The sequence below is a fragment of the Ruegeria hyattellae genome (assembly GCF_041537925.1).
GTDB lineage: Bacteria > Pseudomonadota > Alphaproteobacteria > Rhodobacterales > Rhodobacteraceae > Ruegeria_C.
The window spans coordinates 48,004-68,435 of the sequence record NZ_JBGOSH010000018.1 but is presented as its reverse complement, the minus strand read 5'-3'; the positions used below and the strand labels follow the sequence as shown (position 1 = coordinate 68,435).

The window sequence follows — 20,432 nt, the reverse complement described above, 5'->3', positions numbered from 1 at the left end:
CGGTTACTTGGATGGCTGCACTGCACACCACGGCGGCCAACGCGGCACATTTGAGCGGGACAGGGTTGGTCACTGAGCAATGGCAGGCGCTGCATGCGCTGACTTTTCGTATGATGGAGCAACTGGATGCGATCAGAATTTTGTTTCTTACCGACCTGCCAACGCCGTGCATGCAAATCGCGCGGTCTATCTCTGAAGATGTTGATATGTCGCTCGCGCTTATTGCCAGACCCAAGCTGGCCAAACGGTTTGTCGAGTGTTCCACTCTTGATGAGGCAAATGAGTTCTTGCGCCGTCATATTGCCTGTGGGCGTGCCTTCAAGGCGGTGAGAGAGCAACGTTAGCGGGCGGGACTTGAGTTTGACCAGACGGGCGAATACGCGGCCTGGCGCAAGCACGTCGGAGCCATCCTTGGCACGGCCGTTCACACCTCGTTTCGCCCGACCTGCCAGGGCGGTCTTCAGGCGCCATCGCGGCAATACAGCGAGACCAGAGATTGTCTGTATTTTGTCACGCTGCGGTTGCAAGAGATGTGTGCGTATTCTCATGGCCTCAAATCAGAGTTTGGTGAAGATCTGGCTGCCATTGGCCGAATGAATCAGCCAGAGACTGATGGCGGGTTGGCCAAGTCGACCCCATTGATATCGGAAATCGCCATGGCTCAGTTGCGCCGGACACTTGATGCCGGAACGTCGGAAGAAACCCCGGCCTAGTGTTTGGTGTCGTTTTGGGCATCTGGATCGTTCTTGGCGATCCACTGTGCGGCCATGACCAAGGCACCCATAGCAAAATCCTTTCCATGCTTTCCGATCATATCCTCGGAAATTTTGGACAGCTCGCCAAAGAATTTGTCCTTGCTTTGTTCTTCTGGTGAAAGATCGTCACTCATGAGGGATCTCCTTTTCTGATTGAGTGGAATTATTTGAACATTTGAGAAGGAAAGGTCACAATTGCGGCCACCCCGGAGGTGAATCCAATTGCCAGATGCTCTCCGGTTTTCGACCAGCAAAGGCTGCGGACTTCGGTGTCTTTTTCCTGGTGCAGCATCATGTCCTGCGAGGTGCCAATGCAGGCCAGGGTCACCAGACCACTGGCATAACCGGTGGCGACAAGGTTGAGTTCAGGGTGCGCTGCCACGGCATTGAGAACGACAAACCCAGGCTTGCCCGTCGTCAGGGGTGTGCCGGGTTCATCATCGTGCGGCAGATCGTCGGCGTTCCAGCCCACAAGTCGAAATGCCCCGGACGTGACCAGCGCGTTGCCACTTTCGCTGAAGGCCACATTGCGTACCGCACTTGGAAACCCTTCGACGCGCTGAGATGTGTTGGCTTTGCAATCGACAACATTGAAGCTTTTGTCTGAACACGCGCAAGCCAGATACGCACCAGATTTCTGCCAGCTGATTTCGGTGACATCTCCAGCGCATTCAATCGACCGGGGGTCTGAATCCAGGTCCGCAAGGTTCAGCAGGCTTAGTGTTGAATTCCCCCAGGCGGCCAATGTCCGGCCATCTTGTGAAATTGCCTGGCATGAAACCTCGTGGTTCAGAGTAATCTTGGCGCTGACCGTCCAATCGGCCACCGACATCACTGTCACTTCGTTATGCTGGGCGATAATCATCGTGTCGCCGGTCATTGAGCTACACAAAGATGTAACCGGTTCGGCGTGATCCAATTGTCTTTCCACAATCTGGCCGCCCGCGGTGATGTGCAGCAAGGTCCCGTTTTCGTCCATGGTCGCAAACCCCTGAGGGCCGAAGCGTGTGACGGGCAACTCCTTGTGAACCGATATGTCGGGCTTTTTCAGTGGGGCTACAGGATTTTCACGCGGGCGGATGGTCGTCCTGCCTGTTTCCAAGTCCATGCGGGTTCGGATTTTGGGGCTTTCGGAATCTTTTGTAGACGCCAGCGCCACCTTGCCCGAAGCTAACTTGAGCAACGCTCCGGTATCATCGTGATTGAACTCGATTTGAACAATCTCGTCGTCAAGATCCCAGCTTCTGGCCAATAAATCGAACAGGGAAAGCCCTGAGGAACTGTTTTCAACCATTATTCTTCCTCCAATTTTGTTGCCGCCTCAATTTTCGCGTCCAGCTCAGCCACGGCATTTTCGAGTTTTTCAATACGTGCTTGAGACGCGCCAAGATTGACCTCGGACTCGCGCTGGCTGTCGATCACATCGGTCGCATCCGAGTTTTTCATCAAGAGAATGTCGAACCCGCTGCGCAATTGCAGAATTCGCAAATGCTCTGCGTTTGCTTGTGACAGGGTACTAACCAGCAACATCCATTCGTGAAAAAGATCGGTGATTTCCGCGGATTGACCCGACATTTGTTATTCCTCTACTGATCGCGCATTCGAATTCGATACCGAAGGCAGCAGGAGACCGAGGACATGACTAAAACATCGACAGATAGGTTTTTCGTGGAGTTGAACAGTGTAGGCGCCGAAATAGCCGGGCCCGACAGCGCAATTTCCAAAGCGTCGAAACAAGCGGTCGAGGCGCCCGGACCACTGACCTTTGTCAAAGCTCAAGAGGCCCTTTCGCAACTCTCGGACGACCTTAGAGATCAGATCCTGAAACAGGTGCATTTGCGGCTGCGCACTGATGTCGAAGCCATTTGGGATCAGCTTCCTCATGCCACCCGCTCCGACCGGCCAAACTAAAGGTCGGCTGAACAATTCTGATGTGATTGAAGCAGTCATATTACTCCTTTCTGTTGACACTTAATCCTGCGTTGAGATCACCGCCGACGTGCGGCTCCACCCTATTGCGATCAATTGAATGCGATCACAAACGCGCTGGGGAAACGGTCGCCGCGTAATCTCTGAACGGTGTAAAAAATAACATTGGAGAGAGTGGCCACAAAGAGTTATCGGCCTTTTTCCGGATCAGGATTCAGGATATTTCGCACCCGAAAATTGTTTTCGTCACGCATTATTACAATATGTAAACGCCGATAGTTTCAGAGAGTTACAATTGTAGAATTTGCCACTCCGGTGACGGTGCAAAGCGAGAGAATCACTCCCAGGAATTCATCTGCGATTTCGCCACTTAGAATAGCTCCCCATCGTGGAGCCGAGGTTGAGATATGAAAACAGACATGCCGTTGGGGCACCGACGTCTGGAAACGACCGTTTGCCGTCAAGGCGCTTATTGTTGGATCATTCAAATGATCGAATTAACGGCAATTACTCGGGCATACCTGAAATGTGTAATGCGAACTGCAAACATTAGTCTGAGTGTAACGCTTGTAAAATAGTGATACATCTTCGTGGCCGTATTGTTGTGCATTCTTAGTACTGTTTGGTGCAGAGAAAAAAATATTATGAATAATTATAATTCATTAATATCAAATAGTAACCTATCAAATTTCAGCAATAATGCGCCTTACTCCCCGCTTGGTGGGCCGATCTGGCACGGCTCTTACTTCTATTTCTGCATAACGCCTCGTTTCCACGAATACGGAAACAACCAAGAACGAAGGAACAGGGATAGAACCGCCAAAGCAACGATTTCTGATGTCTTACCATGGACACCTAGGAAACACCGGGCCTGACGCCAAATCCCCCAAACCTTTGCCGTGACCCAAATGACGTGGTCACCCGTCCGCACAAAGAAGTGTGTTGGGCAGGGAGCATGTCGCAAACCGGCAGCGCTTGCTGCCTCCAATGGATCGTTCGAACGATCAGACCTAAAGGAGTCTCATGGCATGGCGATTACGCTAAATAAAATCACTTCCCAACGGGGAATTTCGGTGGGTGAAGCCACCAAGAAAATCTCTGATCTTGGCTGGAACCCAACCTATGTTGAAGAAGCCAACACTTTCCCGACCGACTACAAAATCACGAAAGCACCGCGCGACCCGATGAAACAGGTCCTTCGGTCTTACTTCCCCATGGAAGAAGAGAAAGACAACCGGGTTTACGGTGCGTTGGACGCCGCGCTGCGGGGCGATATGTTCCGCAATGTGGAACCGCGCTGGATCGAATGGATGAAGCTGTTCCTAGCGATCATTCCTTTCCCCGAAATCTCGGCAGCACGGTCCATGGCAATGGTGGCCCGTCTGGCCCCGGGCGAGGATCTTCGCACCGGTTTCACCATGCAGATGGTTGATGAATTCCGTCACTCCACAATTCAGATGAACCTGAAAAAGTGGTACATGGAAAACTACATCGACCCGGCTGGTTTCGACATTACCGAAGAAGCTTTTGGCAAGTGTTATGCAACCACTATCGGCCGCCAGTTTGGTGAAGGTTTCATTACCGGCGACACCATGACCGCCGCGTGCATGTATCTGACCGTTGTGGCAGAAACCGCGTTTACCAATACGCTGTTTGTGGCCATGCCGTCAGAAGCTGCGCGGAATGGCGACTATGCACTTCCCACAGTGTTCCTGTCGGTTCAGTCGGATGAAAGCCGCCACATCGGTAACGGTCACTCGCTGCTGATGGCAGCCCTGAAAGAGCCGGAGAACCACCAGCTTCTGGAACGCGATCTGCGGTATGCATTCTGGCAAAACCACGCCATCGTGGATGCGGCGATCGGTACATTCATCGAATACGGCACCACCAACCGCGAAAAGGAAAAGGAATCCTATGCGGAAATGTGGCACCGGTGGATCTTTGAAGATTACTACCGGACCTACATGCTGCCGCTTGAGAAGTATGGCGTCAAAGTGCATCACGACGATGTTCAGGAAGCCTGGAAGCGGATCACCGAGAAGAACTATGTGCACAAGGTTGCTCAGTTTTTTGCCGTCGGCTGGCCGGTAAACTTCTGGCGGATCGAAGCTCAGACCGAAAAAGACTTTGAATGGTTTGAGCACAAGTATCCGGGCTGGTACGCTGAATTTGGCGATTTCTGGAAATGGTACGCCAAGCTAAGCGTTCCGGGTCAGAAGGTTGTTACCTTCAACGAAGAAGTTGGCTATCAGTATCCGCATCGTTGCTGGTCGTGCCTGGTTCCATGCCTAATCCGCGAAGACATGGTCGTGGATGAGATCGACGGCGAATTGCACACCTTTGCGCATGAGCTGGACCGCTGGACCGCCGTCGAGGCGTTCTCGGACGAATACGAAGGTCGTCCGACACCTGCCATGGGCAAGTTCTCAGGCAAGCGTGAGTGGGAAACCGTCTATGACGGCTGGGATCTTGCAGACGCGATCCAGGATCTCAACTTTGTTCGCGAAGATGGCAAGACCCTGGTGCCGCAACCGCACCTGCGTTTCGACAACAAGGACATGTGGACGCTTGATGACGTGCGCGGCAACACGCTTGCGTCGCCTCTGAAAGCCCTGCGTGGCATGTCGAATGATGATCGCGAAACACATCTGGCAGACTACCGCGCCGGCTTCACCATCACGCCGTTCAACTAAACCTATCAATTGCAGGGGCCGGATGGCCCCTGCATCCCAAACCAATCGAAGTCCACAGGGGATTTCGGGTCACAGGAGACCTGACAAATGAGCGACGTATATAACGTCCGTCTGGAGCCAGTAGGCGTAGAATTTGAGGTTGATGAGGATGAAACCATTCTCGACGCCGCATTCCGCCAGGGCATTGCGCTGCCGCATGGCTGCAAAGAGGGCCAATGCTCCGCCTGTAAATGCGTCCAGCTGGACGGTGAGACGGAAATGCTGAAGTACTCAACCTTCGCGCTCAACGATTTTGAGAAAGACAGCGGACACATCCTTATGTGCCGGGCAATCGCCTATAGCGATGTGGAGATTGAACTTCTCAACTTTGACGAAGAGGTGTTGTCGAAGTCCATCCCGGTCAAAGAATTCAACGGTCGAGTTGTCGATTTCGAGGCGCTGACCCATGACATTCGCGGCGTTGAAGTCGAAATTGACACACCACTCAAATTTTGGGCGGGGCAATATGTCGACATCACGGTTACCACCGAAAATGGGGAGGAGATTACACGCTCGTTCTCCATGGCAAATTCGCCGGGCGAAGCCCAAAAGCTCTCGTTCATTATCAAGAAATACCCGGACGGAAAGTTCTCAAACGAACTTGACGCCGGAGGCATCAAAACAGGAGCAACCGTCAAGCTCAGCGGACCGTACGGAATGTGTTTCAGACGCGAAGACAGAGAAGGACCAGTAGTTCTTGTCGGTGCCGGGTCTGGCATGTCGCCTGTATGGTCGATCCTGCACGATCAGATCAACAGCGGCGAAGATCGCCCGATCCTGTTCTTCTATGGCGCACGCACCCAGGATGACCTGTTCAAACTGGACGAAATTGCCGAGCTGACCAAGGTAAACCCATCTGTCGAATTTATCCCGGTACTCAGCCATGCGGATGACGACGACAGCTGGAAGGGTGAGCGTGGGTTTGTTCACGAAGTCGTTGACCAGCGGCTCAAGGCACTGGATGTCGACGGCGAAGGCGACATTTATGCCTGCGGTCCCCCCCCGATGATCGACGCTTTGACGCCTGTTTTGTTCATGAACAGCTTCGAAATGGACCGCATTTTCTACGACAAGTTCACGCCGACTTCCGGTTCATCGGCCCACTAATGCTGGGCTGATCGCTAGTCACGTGAATGAAACCAACCAAGGGAGGCTACAATGGTAGCTACATCAAGTTCGGTCGGCTCCGGAGCTGCAGGCGCAGCAACGTTCATCGGATCCACAAGCCGCAAATACAACTACTTTGAACCGCGAGGCAAACGCGCCACGCATTACGAAGATGTGACGGTTGACGTCCAGCCCGATCCGGAACGCTATCTGATCCAGAACTGGATTATTGAGTTCGAAGGCGGCAAAGGCGGTGGCGCTTATCAGAAAGATAACACCGCAATCCTAAGCTCTAACTGGCATGCATTCCGCGCACCGGACCAGGAATGGGAACGGACGCACTATCAGCGCCAATCCAAGATCTGCTCGATGGTCAAAGCGGTTATAGACAACGCCCGCAAGGCCAAGGCGCATACCGCATTTGACAAAACCTGGGAGCGTATACTTCAGGCGCATCTTGGTGCGTGGAAGCATGCTGAATTCGGTCTTGGCACATCGCTGATGCAAGCACAGCGTTATGGCTACACGCAAATGATCAACAACGCCACGTTGACCAACTCGTCGTACAAAATGCGCCTGACACAGGACATCACTTTGTACCTGGCGGAAATCGGTATGGATATCGATGGCTGGGATGATGACCTGGGCAAAAAGAACTGGATGGAAGATCCGATGTGGCAGCCTTGCCGCGAAGCGATCGAGACCATCATGGGGTCCGAAGATTATCTTGAACAGTACTTCGCGATCAATCTGGTGTTTGAGCCTCTTGTCGGCGAATTGGTGCGTTCGGGCTTCTTCATGCAGGCTGCGGCTGCGAACAACGATTTCATCACGCCCCCGGTCATTTCGGCTGCTGAAGCCGACTATGAGCGGAATCTGGCGAACACAATCGACCTGTTCTACCTGCTGGCCAACGACGAAGAGCATTCTGCCCATAACAAGGCACTGCTTCAAACCTGGCTGAAAAAGCACGGCGATCTGGCCGAAACGGCCGTACGCGCCCTTCAGCCGATCTGGTCGCAACCCCATTCCAAGCCCGTGTCTTTCGAGGATGTGAAAGCGGTCTCGCTTGAGCGCCACGGTCAGATTCTCAATGAGCTCGGACTGAGCCGCTAACTTATAGGAGTAGCATCAATGTCAAGTATTGCACGCGACGCGACGCAAGGAAACATCTTCAAATCCATGAAGGATATCGAGTTCAAGCAGACCATTTCGCACCAGTGCGGCGTGACCATGAACGACTCGGTTGAAGCACGCGCCATCGCCGAATTCATGGGTGAAGATCCCAAGGTGACCGTCACTCACAACCCGGCAACAATCCGGGTGGATGGCGAAGGCAAACTGGTCTTCAAAATGGATGAGATCAGTGAATTCCTTGGACGTGAAATGACTGCGGAAACCTTCGAGGTGAACACGTCCACCCACTATGGCCGGATGGTTCGCGTCGATGACAACACTGTCGTGCTGTTTGGGAACATGGACGACGTGTTCGAATACATCGAATAGCCAACCGACGGTGCAAACCCGGGGTTTGCCCGGGTTTGCACCCCTTAACATCACGCAAAAAAACCCAGAAAACCCAGGAGGTACAAATGTTTAAGACGAAAGATGGCAAGGAAATTTTCGTGGTCGACGGTCACACCCACTTTTGGGATGGTAGCCCGGAAAACCAAAGCAATGTCCATGGCAAACAGTTCATTGACTGTTTCTATGCATATCACACAAACCTGAGCCCGCCTGAGCAACTTTGGGAAAAGGGCCGCTTTGAGAAGTATTCGGTAGATGACGTCTATCGCGATCTTTTTGTGGATGGTCCCAATGATGTTGCAATCATCCAGTCGACCTATCTGCGCGACTTTTACAAGAACGGTTTCTCCAGCATTGAGCGCAGCACATCAATGGCCGAGCGCCATCCCGAGCGCTTCATCGTCAATGGATCGTTCGACCCGCGTGATGGTGAAAAGGCGCTGGAATACATCCACTACATGAAAGAGACCTTCGATATTCAGGGTGTGAAAATGTACACCGCTGAATGGAAAGGCGAAAGCAAGGGTTGGAACCTGAATGACCCGGCGGCTTACAAGTGTTTTGAGCTGTGCGAGAAACTGGGCATCAAGAACATCCATGTTCACAAAGGCCCGACCATCATCCCGCTTAGCAAGGATGCATTTGACGTTCATGACGTCGATCATGCGGCGACCGATTTCCAGAACCTGAACTGGATCATTGAGCATTGCGGCCTGCCCCGGCTGGACGATTTCTGCTGGATCGCCACACAGGAAACCAATGTCTACGGTGGCCTGGCTGTTGCCTTGCCGTTCATCCACTCGCGTCCGCGCTACTTTGGCGAAGTTATCGCCGAGTTACTGTGGTGGGTTGGTGAAGACAAACTTCTGTTCGGGTCGGACTATGCGATCTGGACGCCGCAATGGCTTGTCGAAAAGTTCTGGGACTACCAGATCCCCGAAGACATTTCGGCCGAACGTGGTGGCATTCAACTGACGGACGAGATCAAGGAAAAGATCCTCGGCCTGAATGCTGCGAAACTCTATGACATTGATGTCGAAGCGAAGAAAAAGCAGCTCAGCACATCGCCTGTCCAGATTGCAGCGGAGTAATCCGATGCTGGTGGAAATGCATAGAGACGAACTTGAACTTGACGTTTGGCGTTGTCTTGACCAGGTCACCGATCCCGAACTTGATCAACCCGTTACTGATTTGGGTTTCATCGAGCTGGTTGAGGTCGACCTGGATCTGAAAAAGGTGGAAGTCGAGTTTCGGCTTCCTACCTACTGGTGCTCTCCTAATTTCGCATTCCTCATGGCGTTCGATATTCGCCTTGAGGTCAGCAAGATGAAATGGGTGCACGACGTCAAAGTCACGCTGAACGATCATTGTTTTGCGGATCGGGTGAATGATGGCGTCAATGGTGACAGGAATTTCAGTGAAATCTTCGCCGAATATTGCGATGGCGGCGACCTTAACTCAGTACGTGCCAAGTTTCTGGAAAAGGCGTTTATGCGCCGACAGGAAACGGTGTTGCTGGCACTGGAAGAAAGAGGTTTCACCTGCGCTCAGATTGTCGGGATGACACTTGGTGCGTTCGATGAAGTCAATTTCAGTTTGGGCGAAGAAGAAAAGCAGAAACCGCGGTATCGGTCTTTGTTGTTGTCTCAGGGATTGGCAGAAAATGCCGGTGACCCTGCCTTCGTTACCTGGGATGGCAAAGGGCTGACAGTTGAAGGACTGCGTGACTATCTTGCAAAACTGCGCGGTGTCCGGATCAACATGGAGTTCAACGGCGCGCTGTGTCGTGGGCTTCAGTCGACCAGATACAAAGAAGCCAAGATCGATGCCGATGGCCCGACCCTGATCGACTTTATCCAGAACCGCGTTCCGCCAAGGGACAGCTATCAGCACACAGCAAGCAAAATCTGACAACACAAGATAAGCCACTGGCAACAGCCAATGGCGGGGAGAAATTATGGCTAAACTACTGATACATAACGGAACGGCCCGAAGCGCACTTGCTAAGGGTGTCTCGAAACTGGCTGCAGCCGTGGAACCCACGCTTGGCCCCAAGGGGTTGAACGCGATGATCGACCGACCCGTTGGCACACCTTTGGTGACCCGCGACGGTGTCTCTATCGCATCGGAAATTGAACTATCGGATCGATTTGAAAACATGGGCGCGCAAGTCGTTCGTGAGGTGTCGATGCAGACAAATGAAGTGGCCGGTGACGGCACCACAACCGCGATTGCTCTTGCCAACGCTCTGATCCAGAAAGGCGTCGAGATTACGGCGCAGGGGGTCAAGCCCGTTGACCTTTGCAAAGGCATCGACATCGCGGTTGAAAAGATCGTTGAGGGGCTCGATGGGTCGTCGCGTTCTTGTGACGACAACCCGGCCTATCTTGAGGCGGTTGCCCGTGTATCCGCCACAGACCAGGAACTGGGTTCGCTGGTTGCTGAGGCTTTCAAACGTGTTGGCAAAGAGGGCGTGATCACTGCCGATTTCGCCGTCACAATAGACACGTCGCTGGAAGTCGTCGAAGGCATGTCCTTCGATCGGGGATACATCTCGCACCACATGGTGACGGATCAGGACAACATGGAAGCCGTGTTGGACAACCCCTTAATCTTGATGACGGATCACAAGATCCTGCACCCAGTTATCCTTGCAAATGTCCGGTCGATTGCCGATCAGCAAAACCGGCCCCTGCTGATTGTTGCCGAAGAGATTGCACCCGATGTTGTTGTCTCTTTGATGAATGATTGCGGAGCGGGCAAATATCTGATCGTGCATCCCCCGGAATATGGTCATTGGCGTGCGGCCATGATGGATGATCTGGCCATATTGACAGGCGGCGAAGTGCTGGCACGCGATCTTGGCAAAAAGATCGAGAACGTTACCCTGGCTCAACTTGGCGGAGCACAAAAGGTCATTGTCAGCTCATCATTGACCAGTGTCCTGCGCGGTGAAGGTGAACCCGATGCAATTCGGGCGCGCCGGGCACAGGTACAGCGTCAACTTGATGTCGCCCCCCCGAACATCGAACAGGACAAGCTTCGTGAACGTGTGTCCAAACTGTCCGGCGGCACCGCGATTATCTATGCTGGTGGGTTCACGCCGGTTGAACAGAAACGCAAGATCCAGCTGATCGAAGATTCTCTGTGCGCCGTCCGGGCTGCCTCGGAAGACGGCGTTGTGTCGGGCGGCGGGACCGCGCTGGCACAGATCGGATCTGTCCTGGACGAGGTCGTTTCAGCCTATGAGGGCGATGTTTGCAAAGGCGTGGAACTTGTCCGCTCCGTTCTGACAAAGCCGGTTGAACGAATTGCCGCCAATGCAGGCGCCGATCCGGTGTCTGTGGTTGCTTCCGTTACGTCCGGCCAGGAGGGCAACGGGTTTGACGCATCCATTGGCGAGTTTCGCGACATGTTTGAGGCCGGGATCATCGATCCAGTTCGCGTGACGGCAAGCGCGCTCGTGAATGCCACATCTGTTGCCACTCTCATTCTGACAACGGAAACGCTTGTTGGTGATCTGTCCGAAGGTGAAGCCGATCCAACCGAGGGGCCCGCCTTGGGTGGTGGAGCCGAACTGCTTGGCCGCCAATAGAATTTCAACCCGGTTTACAGGCCGCTGTTAACCGGAACCAGACCAGAGAAAAGGAGCGCGACATGAAAGCCGCACGGTTATACGAATACGATCCGGCCATGAATGTTCAGTTGAAGATCGAAGACGTCAAGGCGCCGACGATTAACTCGCCAGACGAAGTGATTGTGAAGGTAGGGGCGGCCGGTTTGTGCCGTACGGACCTTCATATCATCGAAGGTGTCTGGCAGGATATCATGGATGTTGAAGGCAGCCTTCTGCCCTATGTCATGGGGCATGAAAACGCAGGCTGGGTTGAGGACGTTGGCAGCAATGTCACCTCGGTCAAACCGGGTGATGCCGTAATCTGTCACCCACACCGTAGCTGTGGAATTTGCCTTAACTGCCGTTATGGTCATGACATGTATTGTGACCACGGCCTATTTCCGGGTCTGGGGCTAGACGGTGGTTTTGCCGAATACTTCGTGACCAACGTGAGTTCGGTGATCAAGCTGAACACCAACATCACACCGCTTGAAGTCGCCCCCATGGCGGATGCCGGCATCACCGCGTATCGCGCGGCGAAACGAGCCAGTAAAATGGTAAATCCCGGCGGTTACGTCCTGCTTCTGGGTATTGGCGGGCTGGGCCATATCGCGCTTCAGGTTCTTAAGCATACGTGTGGTGCACGAGTTATTGCTGTTGACCGCGAACCCGCAGCACAGCTTCTGGCCAAAGAATTGGGAGCGGACATTGTGCTGGACGGCGGACACGACCTTATCGAACAGGCCAAGGATTTGACCGGCGGCGGTGCACATGTGGCGATTGATTTCGTCGGAGAACATGGCACCGAGAATGTCTGCTGGAAACTACTACGTCAGGGCGGCGAACTGATCATGGTTGGATACGGCGGTACCGTCGAAGTGCCGACTCTGGATCTGGTCGCAAATGAAATCAAGATCGGTGGCAGCCTTGTGGGCGACTACACCGAACTGGTGGAGTTGATGGAGATGAACGCGGATGGCCTGGTGAAGATGCACCAGACTGAATATTCGTTGGACAACATCAATCAGGCAATCGATGACTTCAAAAACCGCCGGTTTACCGGTCGCGGCGTAATCGTACCGTGATCATGTAAGCCCCGCAATTCCAACCAGCGGAAAAAAATCTCAAACATATCAAAGATATGGAAGTTCCCCGCCCGCAGATGTGAGCGGGGGTGCCATGCAATGCATCTGCCAAAGGAGGAAACCATGCAGAAACTAGTTGCAGAAGGATTGGGGACATTCACACTCGTATTTATCGGGTGTGCAACAATCATATTTATGGTCGGCGAAGTCGGGCTTCTCGGTGTCGCCGCCGCGTTCGGTTTGACGGTTGTCGGGGTAGCTTATGCCGTTGGCCACATTTCCGGCGCCCATCTCAACCCCGCTGTCAGCCTTGGCGCCGTGGTTGCCGGACGCATGTCGGTATCCGATTTTATCGGCTACACAATTTCACAATGCGCCGGAGCGATTGCTGCCGCGGCGGTTTTGTACGTGATGGTGCAAAGCAAACAGGGTGGTTACAACATCGCAACAAACGGGTTCGCCCAAAACGGCTGGAGCGAATACAGCGTCATGGGTGCGTTCCTTTTTGAGTTCGTTGCAACAGCCATTTTCCTGATCGTGATCCTTGGGTCCACCGACGAAGGCGGAGCAGGCGCAAGTGCGGGCTTGGCAATTGGTCTGACACTTGTTGTCATTCACCTTGCGGGCATTGTTGTCTCGGGGGCATCGGTCAATCCCGCACGGTCGCTTGCACCGGCTCTTTTTGCAGGCGGTGACGCGCTTAACCAGCTGTGGCTTTACATCGTTGCCCCCTGCCTGGGTAGTGCGGTCGGTGGATTGATTCACCGGACGTTCTTGTCTTCAAGCGTGTCAGATCTAGATGCGCTGAAAAATCCCGGAACGGCATGAACACTCATTTTTGAGCTGTTTGTTCGCTGATCTCTTCCCCGGGAACAAACGATTCAAAATGCAGGCGGCAGCGTAACAGCTGCCGCCACTTGTCATTTGCCGCGGTCGAGGTCGTATTCACGGATTTTCCGGTAAAGCGTGGGGCGGGATACGCCAAGCGACAGGGCAACTTTTGACAAATTGCCTTTCTCTTGTTCGATCGCGCGCTGGATCGCGATGGACTCGATGTTACTCAGATCCATGTTTCCGGCCGCCGTCTTGGCAGAGTTTTCAAATAAGAAATCGTTGGATTCAGGTTGCGTGATTTCGTCAGGCAGATCATCTGCTGTAACAGGCCCGCCACTATGCAGCAGACATATCCTTTCGATGATATTTCTGAGTTCCCGAACATTTCCCGGCCACCGATATGCACGCAATGCCGCAAGCGCCGAGGCGTCAAAGACAAGAGGGTTCTGATCGAATTTGGTCGACAACATAATGTTGAAATGATGAACTAACAGGTCGACATCGTATCCCCGCTCTCGCAGCGGCGGAACATCAATGACAATCGTCCCGATCCGATAGAAAAGATCACGACGGAACCGGCCGTCTTCAATATCGTGGCGCAGGTTTCGGTTCGTAATTGCCACCAGTTGCACGTTCAGCGGTCGGCGTTTGTCACAGCCAATGCGATAAACCGCCCTTTGTTCGAGGGTCCGTAACAAGTAGGTTTGCAGTTCTGGCGGCATGTCTCCGATTTCATCGAGGCACAGTACACCGCCATTTGCCTGTTCAAACTTGCCTAGTTTTCCTTCCCTTAATGCCCCGGTGAACGCGCCAGCCACATGGCCGAACAATTCCCCACCGATCAGTTCGCCTGAAATTGCCGCGCAATTCACGGCGACATAAGGCGTTTTCCTGTCTGAATGATAGCTGTGGATCAGTCGGGCAAAAAGTTCCTTTCCAACCCCGGTTTCGCCCTGGACCAGAACGGTAACATTCGCTTTGGCTGCACGGCGCGCAAACTCAACTGCCTCCAGCATTTTCGGGCAATCGCCCAGGATGGTAAATTCTTCTTCTTCGATGCCGTATCTGGGTTTGATCGAAACACCCTTTGGGTTGGCCGGAGATGGAGGCACTGTCAATTCGGGTAAAATAAGGGCCGCGCCCTGTACTTCGCCACCGAATTTGAGCAGGTCGATCTCGGTTTTTGCAAGCGCGGGCGGCAAGGCTGCCATCACGTCGCCATCGGTCATGCTTGGATTCCAGGTCATAAGCTTTTTGCCGATAGGCAGGTCGCCTGTACCTTGCTCCAGCGCCCTTTCCGTATTGCGACTAAAAACGATGCGGCCCGATGAATTCAGCAGAACCACGGCATCATTGTTATTGTGTGACTTGGGTAAGTCAATAAAGGCTTCCAGCAAAATCGTGCGCTCTTCGCGTTGTTGCTCTGCCAGCGCGATTTCAATTTCCCGCGCCGCGGCAACGACAAGGGCCATGTTGTGAGGCCGGAAAATATCCGGTGGCCCCGACAGGTCGATCACCCCAACGATTTGACGATCCAGAGGGTCAAACACCGGCACACCAACACAGGTCCACGATTTGATGCCCTGGCAGAAATGCTCTGATGCGTGAACAAATGTTGGCAATCCCGTACGCAAGGTTGTGCCAATTCCGTTCGTGCCGATGACACGTTCGTCCCAAACACCACCAACTTCCAAATGAATATCGCGCCCCATATCCAACGTCTGCGCATCGCCAATTGCATCGATGATTGTGCCGGTTCGATCCGTTAAAATCAGGATGGCACCAGATCCTGTTAGATGCGGTGCAAGTCGCTCAAACGCAGCACGGGCTGCCTGGCACAATGAGGCATTCTTGAACCTTAGCTCCTCTAATCCTTCTTCACCGACTTTCTGGGGCGTGGCACCGGACAGCGCACTGATCCCCAGATCCGTACAACGGGCCCAGGAATCCAGTATTTCTCTCCGGACACTTCTTTCGATTTCTTCAGTTGCCTGACCGGATTCCACAAACGCTTCCCAGGCGCTCATCGTTGCAAGTTGGTTGCCTTCCAGATCCGATGAACTGGACATTGACGATTGATCGCCGTTTGGATTGAAGTACGTGGCTCGCATGTTCTTCTTTCAAGTGATCTGAGCGATAACTACCCGGTTTGCACTCATACAAGGCCGCTGGAGGAAGGTGTCAAAGATCAAGCCGGCCATATATGACCTGAGCCAGTTTTTCCTTGATGTCAGCGTTTTCAATTACAATTCCGTCGAGGTCGTTCAGTGTGTTTTCGATTTCCGGATCCAGCGGTGCAACAAAGCCGTTTTTCTGTGTCGCCAGGGCCAAGAACTTGACGCCGTTTTTCACCCGCAACTGCCCCAGGAGAATCATTTGCTTACCTGAATTGGCATCCATGATCATCACGCGTTCATCGATGCTAATCCGAACCACCGGCTCCGGCTCGGAAGGTTTCGACCCGCTGCCAAGAATATGAATGTTCAGACCCTCAGGTTCGGGCTCCTGCCTTGATTTTTCCAAGGCAGCCCGGGACCGCGAAAACTCACCATTGCTTAACTGATCTGCAAGCCTGTGAATTGTTCCCCTGTTCCCTTGTAAAAGCCTTTTAGCTTCAACATCTTCTCGATGTGGACCATCGTTCTTAGAGAAAATATCAACCATAGTTTGATCCCAAATTCATAGTTCGCCTGAAGCACTCGAAACACCTTGAAGGCACCACAACTCAGGTTGCTGCGGTGCAGCCAGTTGAATCCTAGAATTGCATTGGTTGGTGCGTCGTTTCGTCCTATTGTTAGGGAAAATAGCATAGCCAGAGTTGGCGTCTGAGTCTATAATTAGACACGATACCCCAATAAAATAGGGCGTTGTTTTCCGGAGCAGTGTAATATTTTATTACACTATTCATTCGTTTCCATGAATGCATTTCGTAAAATACGAGCGTCTCAATTGGGCGCTCAATCATTGCGGGCGCAAATTGAAGTAACTTGCGGGATAGGCGAGCATCAAAACATTGTGGAAGATATGGGCTTTGTTACACAAATGGGTGAGGGATTCACTGTTTGAATCCAGCGTGATAGTTGGTGGGGATGAGCAGTTGGTCCCCCACGAAGTACAAGACCAGGAACTGGCCTTCGTACAACACGGCGCTGAAGCAGCGCGGTTCCCTATGAATGTGTTGCATGGATCAGAATTGGGGCGGATTGGCCCCTTACCCCATCACTTCAGACGACGCGCTCATACACCGCACGACCGAGACCAGTCATGCGGTTGAGCGCCTTTGATGCTATTTTCACTTCGGCAATTTGATTGTCAAAGTCGCGCGCTTGCAGGCGATCGCCGATAGCTTGTTTCCATCTTCCGCTCTGGGCTTCGACCCGTGATCTCTGGTTGTATCCCGTCTTCGTTTGCCAGCTCATTCTACCATTTTTAGCGATGACGTCGATGTGGTGGTTGCGTTGTGCATTCTTGCCGTGAACCGCGTTTTTCGGCGGAGGAATAATGATCTCAACTTCATGCCCAAACTTGTCTTCAAGGCAGTCTGCCACGCCCTGGCCATCATAGGCACCATCCGCCAGCAACCGGCTCACATCGGCATCCATGTCTGTTAGCAAAGCTGGCAGTGCCGTTTCATCGGCCACATGTTTAGTGGTCAACTCAGTCGCGGCGATATCACCGGTTTCCGGATCGAAGGCGATGTGGAGCTTGCGCTATGTTTTGCGGGCCTTCTTGGTGCCGTGCTTTTCTGCATGCCAGCCGTCGCCGCCATGCACTTTCAGACCCGTGCTGTCCACAATGAGCGTGATTGGCTTACTTGCAGCTCGCCAGTGTGGGGTGATCCTCAGCCCTTTACCGCGCCGCGACAAGGTCGAGAAGTCCGGCACCACAAGGGCCATGCCCATCAGCTTGGCAAGCAACCGCACAAAGCCCTGAGTTTGCCTGAGCGGGAGCCGAAACACGACCCGCAGAGTGAGGCAGATCTCGATAGCCAAATCAGAGTACCGCGACTGACCGCCGCGTGTCTTGCGGCGCGGCGATCTCCATTTCTGCACCACATCATCAGAAACCCAGATCGTCACGTCACCTCGACGCCGGAGACTTTCATTGTAATCCGAACAGTTCGTGACCCGGTACTTAGCTTTGGGAAACTTGTCGCGACGGGCATCATTGAATTTGTGGGGCATCGACCGTCGCTCACGTCACAGAAAACGCTGAGAATACTTTGAGCGACCGATCCCTGCTACACAGTCCCCGAACTCCGAAATGATTTCTTGCCGTAAGAAGGTCACTGATTTCCCTGCGACCCAGCCAGCATAACCTCCATTACGTTGTCCAGGTTAAAGCTCCCGGGTTTTTGCCGTGGCGGAAATTCTTGGAAACTGGCCAACCAATTGGCGACATAGGCTCCGGCGGGAGCGAAGACAAACATGTGCTCTACCCACCACCGTTGATAGCCCATCGCATCTTCGGCCTCGGCGCGTTCAAAAGGGTCCATTCGCAAATTCGTCAGCGACGGAGCACGAAGAACTTCGAACGGGGTTGTCCAGACTTTGTATCCTTCAGCATGCTGTTTGAGATAGGTGAACTTCCAGTCTGTCCAACGGAGCGCAGCGACTGATCCATCGTCGGTCCAGTAAAGAAACTCATTCCGCGGCCATTCTGCTTCTCCTCGCAATGCGGGTCCCAGGTCGTACCCGTCAAGATGCACCTTGTATTGCCGCCCTATAGCTTCGACGTTGCCCTGCAGAAGTTTCTCTTTAATGTCCTGCTCACCAGCGGCTGCCAAAAAGGTCGGCAGCATATCTTCGTGTGCGCCAATGTCGTTGACCACAGTCCCGGGTTCAATTGTGCCTGGCCACCGGATCAAAGTCGGCACACGGAACCCGCCTTCCCATTGTGTGTTCTTCTCACCTTTGAACATCGTGGTGCCGCCATCAGGCCAGGTGAAAGTCTCGGCTCCGTTATCGGATGAGTACATCACAATGGTATTTTCGGAGATGCCAAGCTGTTCGAGTTTGTCAAGCAACTGGCCTACTTGACCGTCATGTTCCACCATGCCGTCCGCATATATGCCATAATTCGTTACGCCTACACTCTCCTCTTTGAGGTGCGTAAAGATGTGCATCCGCGTGGAGTTCCACCAAAGGAAGAATGGTTTCTCCTGCTCAACTGCACGATCCATGAAATCCAGTGCACCTGCAGTAACCTCAACATCGACAGTTTCCATCCGTTTTCGGTTCAAGGGACCGGTATCTTCTATGGAACCGTCAGCACTTGATTTGATTACTCCGCGCGGGCCGAATTGTTCGCGAAACTCTGCGCCACTGGGATAGTCGGGATGTTCAGGCTCTTCTTCGGCATTTAGATGGTACAAGTTGCCAAAAAATTCATCGAAGCCGTGGTTGGTGGGAAGCATCTCATCTCTGTCGCCAAGATGGTTTTTGCCAAACTGGCCCGTCATATAGCCGTGGTTTTTTAACAACCCTGCTATGGTAGGATCTTCCACCCGCATACCTTCAGGAGCGCCCGGCAACCCGACTTTGGTCAGTCCTGTGCGCATAGGCGATTGACCAGTGACAAAGGCCGCGCGTCCGGCAGTGCAGCTCTGCTGTCCATACCAATCTGTAAACAACGCACCCTCTGCGGCGAGGCGGTCAATGTTTGGCGTGCGATACCCCATCATGCCACGGTTAATTGCGCTGATGTTGAATTGGCCAATGTCATCGCCCCAGATAACAAGAATATTGGGTTTGCCACCATCTTGTGCACCGGCAAACCCCGGTATGATGGCAACAATTGCCGACAAAACTATTCCTCTAAGCATTATCAAGAACCCTTTCTGGATAGGTGCCACGATGATACCCGCTTTTTTAGCTTGTGAACACAAACACGCGAAAGCTAACCCTCGCTGCGTTCCGGCGCGTCCGGTTTACAGTCTCGCCCTTAGAATGCGGCAATAGGCATGAAGGTATTGCCAAGTTGTTTGCGTTCGATTGTGAAGCATCGGAAAAGGCAGGGCCATGCTGCCATTTCGGTGGTGTAAGCGGCCCAGAGGCTGAACGCATCGTTGCGGGCGTGGCGGTATGAGGTTGCGGTGAGTTGATAGCGGCGGGGACGGAATATCAGGTTGATCTGGTTATGCGCGGACAGAAACCTATGAGGTTGCCGTTGTGACTTAACCCGGCCAAACAACTTCTCCCGCTTTTAGGTCAGCCTGTGCGAAACTTCGATTGCACTATTCAATCCTTTGTGGACCCGGTGGTCAGCCTGCGGTGCCAAAGTGCTGACGGACTTGATGTTGCTGCGCAACTTGTCCGTTATCACGACCCTTGGCTCACCAAACTGAGCGGCCAATCTATTGAAAAACCGTTTGGCCGCCTTTGCATTTCGCCGCGTTCGAACAAGGATAACGAGAACGTCCGTCGCCTGGCAGTGGTTTGTTCACAAACCATGAGAAGGGCCGTTCGAGATGATGGCCCGCCACAACCAGCGCTTCTTGCTGCGGATCGTGATGACAACCTCGGCCATGTGCCAATTGTCGTTCGGTTTGGGGCGATCGCGCCGGATGTAGGCGGCAAAGTGCGCCGAAACGATTGACCCAGAGCCGAATGGTTTCCCGGCTCACGATGGCACACCGTTACGCAAAAAGATCTTCGACATCCGTGGTGCTCAAGGCAAACCGATGGTATGCCCAGACCGCGTAGGCAATGACCTCACGAGCGTAACGAAAGACCTTCAGGCGCGGCATGCCGGATGGAATGTTCACTCATTGCCTTTAGTAATCTTCGAAACGCCAGACAACTTGGCAATACCACTTTGCAGCATCTGCAAATTGTGATCGAAATCA

19 protein-coding genes and 1 pseudogene are annotated in these 20,432 nt (G+C 53.1%); 11 read left to right on the top strand and 9 right to left on the bottom strand.

Annotated elements, in window-relative coordinates:
* Window positions 1-11 precede the first annotated feature (11 nt).
* Window positions 12-344 (top strand): hypothetical protein, encoded by a 333-nt coding sequence (locus AB1E33_RS26720; protein WP_372580262.1) that lies wholly within the window; start codon window positions 12-14, stop codon window positions 342-344.
* A gap of 365 nt (window positions 345-709) precedes the next feature.
* Here AB1E33_RS26720 and AB1E33_RS26715 read toward each other — a convergent pair whose 3' ends face one another.
* From AB1E33_RS26715 to AB1E33_RS26705, 3 genes are read right to left on the bottom strand one after another with little or no spacing between them, the layout of a single operon-like run.
* Entirely contained in the window at window positions 710-889 is a 180-nt protein-coding gene (locus tag AB1E33_RS26715; RefSeq protein WP_372580261.1) for a hypothetical protein, read from the bottom strand.
* 29 nt (window positions 890-918) lie between these two features.
* Complete coding sequence (locus AB1E33_RS26710; protein ID WP_372580260.1) at window positions 919-2,049, bottom strand: WD40 repeat domain-containing protein; 1,131 nt, start codon at window positions 2,047-2,049, stop codon at window positions 919-921.
* Window positions 2,049-2,330 (bottom strand): hypothetical protein, encoded by a 282-nt coding sequence (locus AB1E33_RS26705; protein WP_372580259.1) that lies wholly within the window; start codon window positions 2,328-2,330, stop codon window positions 2,049-2,051. Before AB1E33_RS26705 ends, AB1E33_RS26710 begins: the two co-directional genes overlap by 1 nt.
* Before the next feature lie 63 nt (window positions 2,331-2,393).
* Between AB1E33_RS26705 and AB1E33_RS26700 the strand changes: the two genes are divergently transcribed.
* The 10 genes from AB1E33_RS26700 (at window position 2,394) to AB1E33_RS26655 (ending at window position 13,579) form a co-directional block, all read left to right on the top strand.
* A complete protein-coding gene (locus AB1E33_RS26700) occupies window positions 2,394-2,666 on the top strand; it encodes a hypothetical protein (protein WP_372580258.1) in 273 nt (90 codons plus the stop codon).
* A gap of 1,046 nt (window positions 2,667-3,712) precedes the next feature.
* Window positions 3,713-5,377 carry an aromatic/alkene/methane monooxygenase hydroxylase/oxygenase subunit alpha gene (locus AB1E33_RS26695; RefSeq protein WP_372580257.1) on the top strand — a complete coding sequence of 555 codons (1,665 nt, stop codon included), beginning with the start codon at window positions 3,713-3,715 and terminating at the stop codon, window positions 5,375-5,377.
* An 87-nt stretch (window positions 5,378-5,464) separates the two neighbouring features.
* The gene (locus tag AB1E33_RS26690; RefSeq protein WP_372580256.1) at window positions 5,465-6,523 is read left to right on the top strand and encodes an NADH:ubiquinone reductase (Na(+)-transporting) subunit F; all 1,059 of its coding nucleotides are present in this window, start codon (window positions 5,465-5,467) and stop codon (window positions 6,521-6,523) included.
* 51 nt (window positions 6,524-6,574) lie between these two features.
* Window positions 6,575-7,639: an aromatic/alkene monooxygenase hydroxylase subunit beta gene (locus tag AB1E33_RS26685; protein ID WP_372580255.1), complete on the top strand. Its 1,065-nt coding sequence runs from the start codon at window positions 6,575-6,577 to the stop codon at window positions 7,637-7,639.
* An 18-nt stretch (window positions 7,640-7,657) separates the two neighbouring features.
* Entirely contained in the window at window positions 7,658-8,029 is a 372-nt protein-coding gene (locus AB1E33_RS26680; RefSeq protein WP_372580254.1) for an MmoB/DmpM family protein, read from the top strand.
* A gap of 86 nt (window positions 8,030-8,115) precedes the next feature.
* The gene (locus tag AB1E33_RS26675; RefSeq protein WP_372580253.1) at window positions 8,116-9,141 is read left to right on the top strand and encodes an amidohydrolase family protein; all 1,026 of its coding nucleotides are present in this window, start codon (window positions 8,116-8,118) and stop codon (window positions 9,139-9,141) included.
* Between the two features lie 4 nt (window positions 9,142-9,145).
* On the top strand, window positions 9,146-9,961 hold the full coding sequence (locus tag AB1E33_RS26670) for an iron-sulfur cluster assembly protein (RefSeq protein ID WP_372580252.1): 816 nt from the start codon (window positions 9,146-9,148) through the stop codon (window positions 9,959-9,961).
* 46 nt (window positions 9,962-10,007) lie between these two features.
* Entirely contained in the window at window positions 10,008-11,645 is a 1,638-nt protein-coding gene (locus tag AB1E33_RS26665) for a molecular chaperone GroEL (RefSeq protein ID WP_372580251.1), read from the top strand.
* Window positions 11,646-11,707: 62 nt separating this feature from the next.
* Window positions 11,708-12,751, top strand: coding sequence for an NAD(P)-dependent alcohol dehydrogenase (locus AB1E33_RS26660; RefSeq protein WP_372580250.1), 1,044 nt, complete (start codon window positions 11,708-11,710; stop codon window positions 12,749-12,751).
* A gap of 123 nt (window positions 12,752-12,874) precedes the next feature.
* Window positions 12,875-13,579 (top strand): aquaporin, encoded by a 705-nt coding sequence (locus tag AB1E33_RS26655; RefSeq protein WP_372580249.1) that lies wholly within the window; start codon window positions 12,875-12,877, stop codon window positions 13,577-13,579.
* 92 nt (window positions 13,580-13,671) lie between these two features.
* Here AB1E33_RS26655 and AB1E33_RS26650 read toward each other — a convergent pair whose 3' ends face one another.
* The 6 genes and pseudogenes from AB1E33_RS26650 to AB1E33_RS26625 all read right to left on the bottom strand — a co-directional run bounded on the left by AB1E33_RS26650 (window position 13,672) and on the right by AB1E33_RS26625 (window position 20,351).
* Window positions 13,672-15,654, bottom strand: a complete 1,983-nt coding sequence (locus AB1E33_RS26650) for a sigma-54-dependent Fis family transcriptional regulator (RefSeq protein WP_372580248.1) — start codon at window positions 15,652-15,654, stop codon at window positions 13,672-13,674.
* Between the two features lie 112 nt (window positions 15,655-15,766).
* On the bottom strand, window positions 15,767-16,249 hold the full coding sequence (locus tag AB1E33_RS26645; RefSeq protein WP_372580247.1) for a hypothetical protein: 483 nt from the start codon (window positions 16,247-16,249) through the stop codon (window positions 15,767-15,769).
* A 560-nt stretch (window positions 16,250-16,809) separates the two neighbouring features.
* On the bottom strand, window positions 16,810-17,283 hold the full coding sequence (locus AB1E33_RS26640; protein ID WP_372580282.1) for a transposase: 474 nt from the start codon (window positions 17,281-17,283) through the stop codon (window positions 16,810-16,812).
* A gap of 12 nt (window positions 17,284-17,295) precedes the next feature.
* The gene (locus AB1E33_RS26635; RefSeq protein ID WP_372580246.1) at window positions 17,296-17,769 is read right to left on the bottom strand and encodes a transposase; all 474 of its coding nucleotides are present in this window, start codon (window positions 17,767-17,769) and stop codon (window positions 17,296-17,298) included.
* Between the two features lie 101 nt (window positions 17,770-17,870).
* Window positions 17,871-19,409, bottom strand: coding sequence for an arylsulfatase (locus tag AB1E33_RS26630; protein ID WP_372580281.1), 1,539 nt, complete (start codon window positions 19,407-19,409; stop codon window positions 17,871-17,873).
* A 119-nt stretch (window positions 19,410-19,528) separates the two neighbouring features.
* A pseudogene (locus AB1E33_RS26625) lies at window positions 19,529-20,351 on the bottom strand (IS6 family transposase).
* Between the last annotated feature and the right edge of the window lie 81 nt (window positions 20,352-20,432).

Bases quoted from the DNA above. Each gene is read 5' to 3' on its own strand.
- AB1E33_RS26700 (WP_372580258.1), top strand. From the start codon at position 2,394: ATGACTAAAACATCGACAGATAGGTTTTTCGTGGAGTTGAACAGTGTA.
- AB1E33_RS26685 (WP_372580255.1), top strand. From the start codon at position 6,575: ATGGTAGCTACATCAAGTTCGGTCGGCTCCGGAGCTGCAGGCGCAGCA.
- AB1E33_RS26680 (WP_372580254.1), top strand. From the start codon at position 7,658: ATGTCAAGTATTGCACGCGACGCGACGCAAGGAAACATCTTCAAATCC.
- AB1E33_RS26695 (WP_372580257.1), top strand. From the start codon at position 3,713: ATGGCGATTACGCTAAATAAAATCACTTCCCAACGGGGAATTTCGGTG.
- AB1E33_RS26660 (WP_372580250.1), top strand. From the start codon at position 11,708: ATGAAAGCCGCACGGTTATACGAATACGATCCGGCCATGAATGTTCAG.
- AB1E33_RS26710 (WP_372580260.1), bottom strand. From the start codon at position 2,049: ATGGTTGAAAACAGTTCCTCAGGGCTTTCCCTGTTCGATTTATTGGCC.
- AB1E33_RS26715 (WP_372580261.1), bottom strand. From the start codon at position 889: ATGAGTGACGATCTTTCACCAGAAGAACAAAGCAAGGACAAATTCTTT.
- AB1E33_RS26705 (WP_372580259.1), bottom strand. From the start codon at position 2,330: ATGTCGGGTCAATCCGCGGAAATCACCGATCTTTTTCACGAATGGATG.
- AB1E33_RS26675 (WP_372580253.1), top strand. From the start codon at position 8,116: ATGTTTAAGACGAAAGATGGCAAGGAAATTTTCGTGGTCGACGGTCAC.
- AB1E33_RS26635 (WP_372580246.1), bottom strand. From the start codon at position 17,769: ATGCCCCACAAATTCAATGATGCCCGTCGCGACAAGTTTCCCAAAGCT.
- AB1E33_RS26665 (WP_372580251.1), top strand. From the start codon at position 10,008: ATGGCTAAACTACTGATACATAACGGAACGGCCCGAAGCGCACTTGCT.
- AB1E33_RS26690 (WP_372580256.1), top strand. From the start codon at position 5,465: ATGAGCGACGTATATAACGTCCGTCTGGAGCCAGTAGGCGTAGAATTT.
- AB1E33_RS26630 (WP_372580281.1), bottom strand. From the start codon at position 19,409: ATGCTTAGAGGAATAGTTTTGTCGGCAATTGTTGCCATCATACCGGGG.
- AB1E33_RS26670 (WP_372580252.1), top strand. From the start codon at position 9,146: ATGCTGGTGGAAATGCATAGAGACGAACTTGAACTTGACGTTTGGCGT.
- AB1E33_RS26720 (WP_372580262.1), top strand. From the start codon at position 12: ATGGCTGCACTGCACACCACGGCGGCCAACGCGGCACATTTGAGCGGG.
- AB1E33_RS26645 (WP_372580247.1), bottom strand. From the start codon at position 16,249: ATGGTTGATATTTTCTCTAAGAACGATGGTCCACATCGAGAAGATGTT.
- AB1E33_RS26655 (WP_372580249.1), top strand. From the start codon at position 12,875: ATGCAGAAACTAGTTGCAGAAGGATTGGGGACATTCACACTCGTATTT.
- AB1E33_RS26650 (WP_372580248.1), bottom strand. From the start codon at position 15,654: ATGTCCAGTTCATCGGATCTGGAAGGCAACCAACTTGCAACGATGAGC.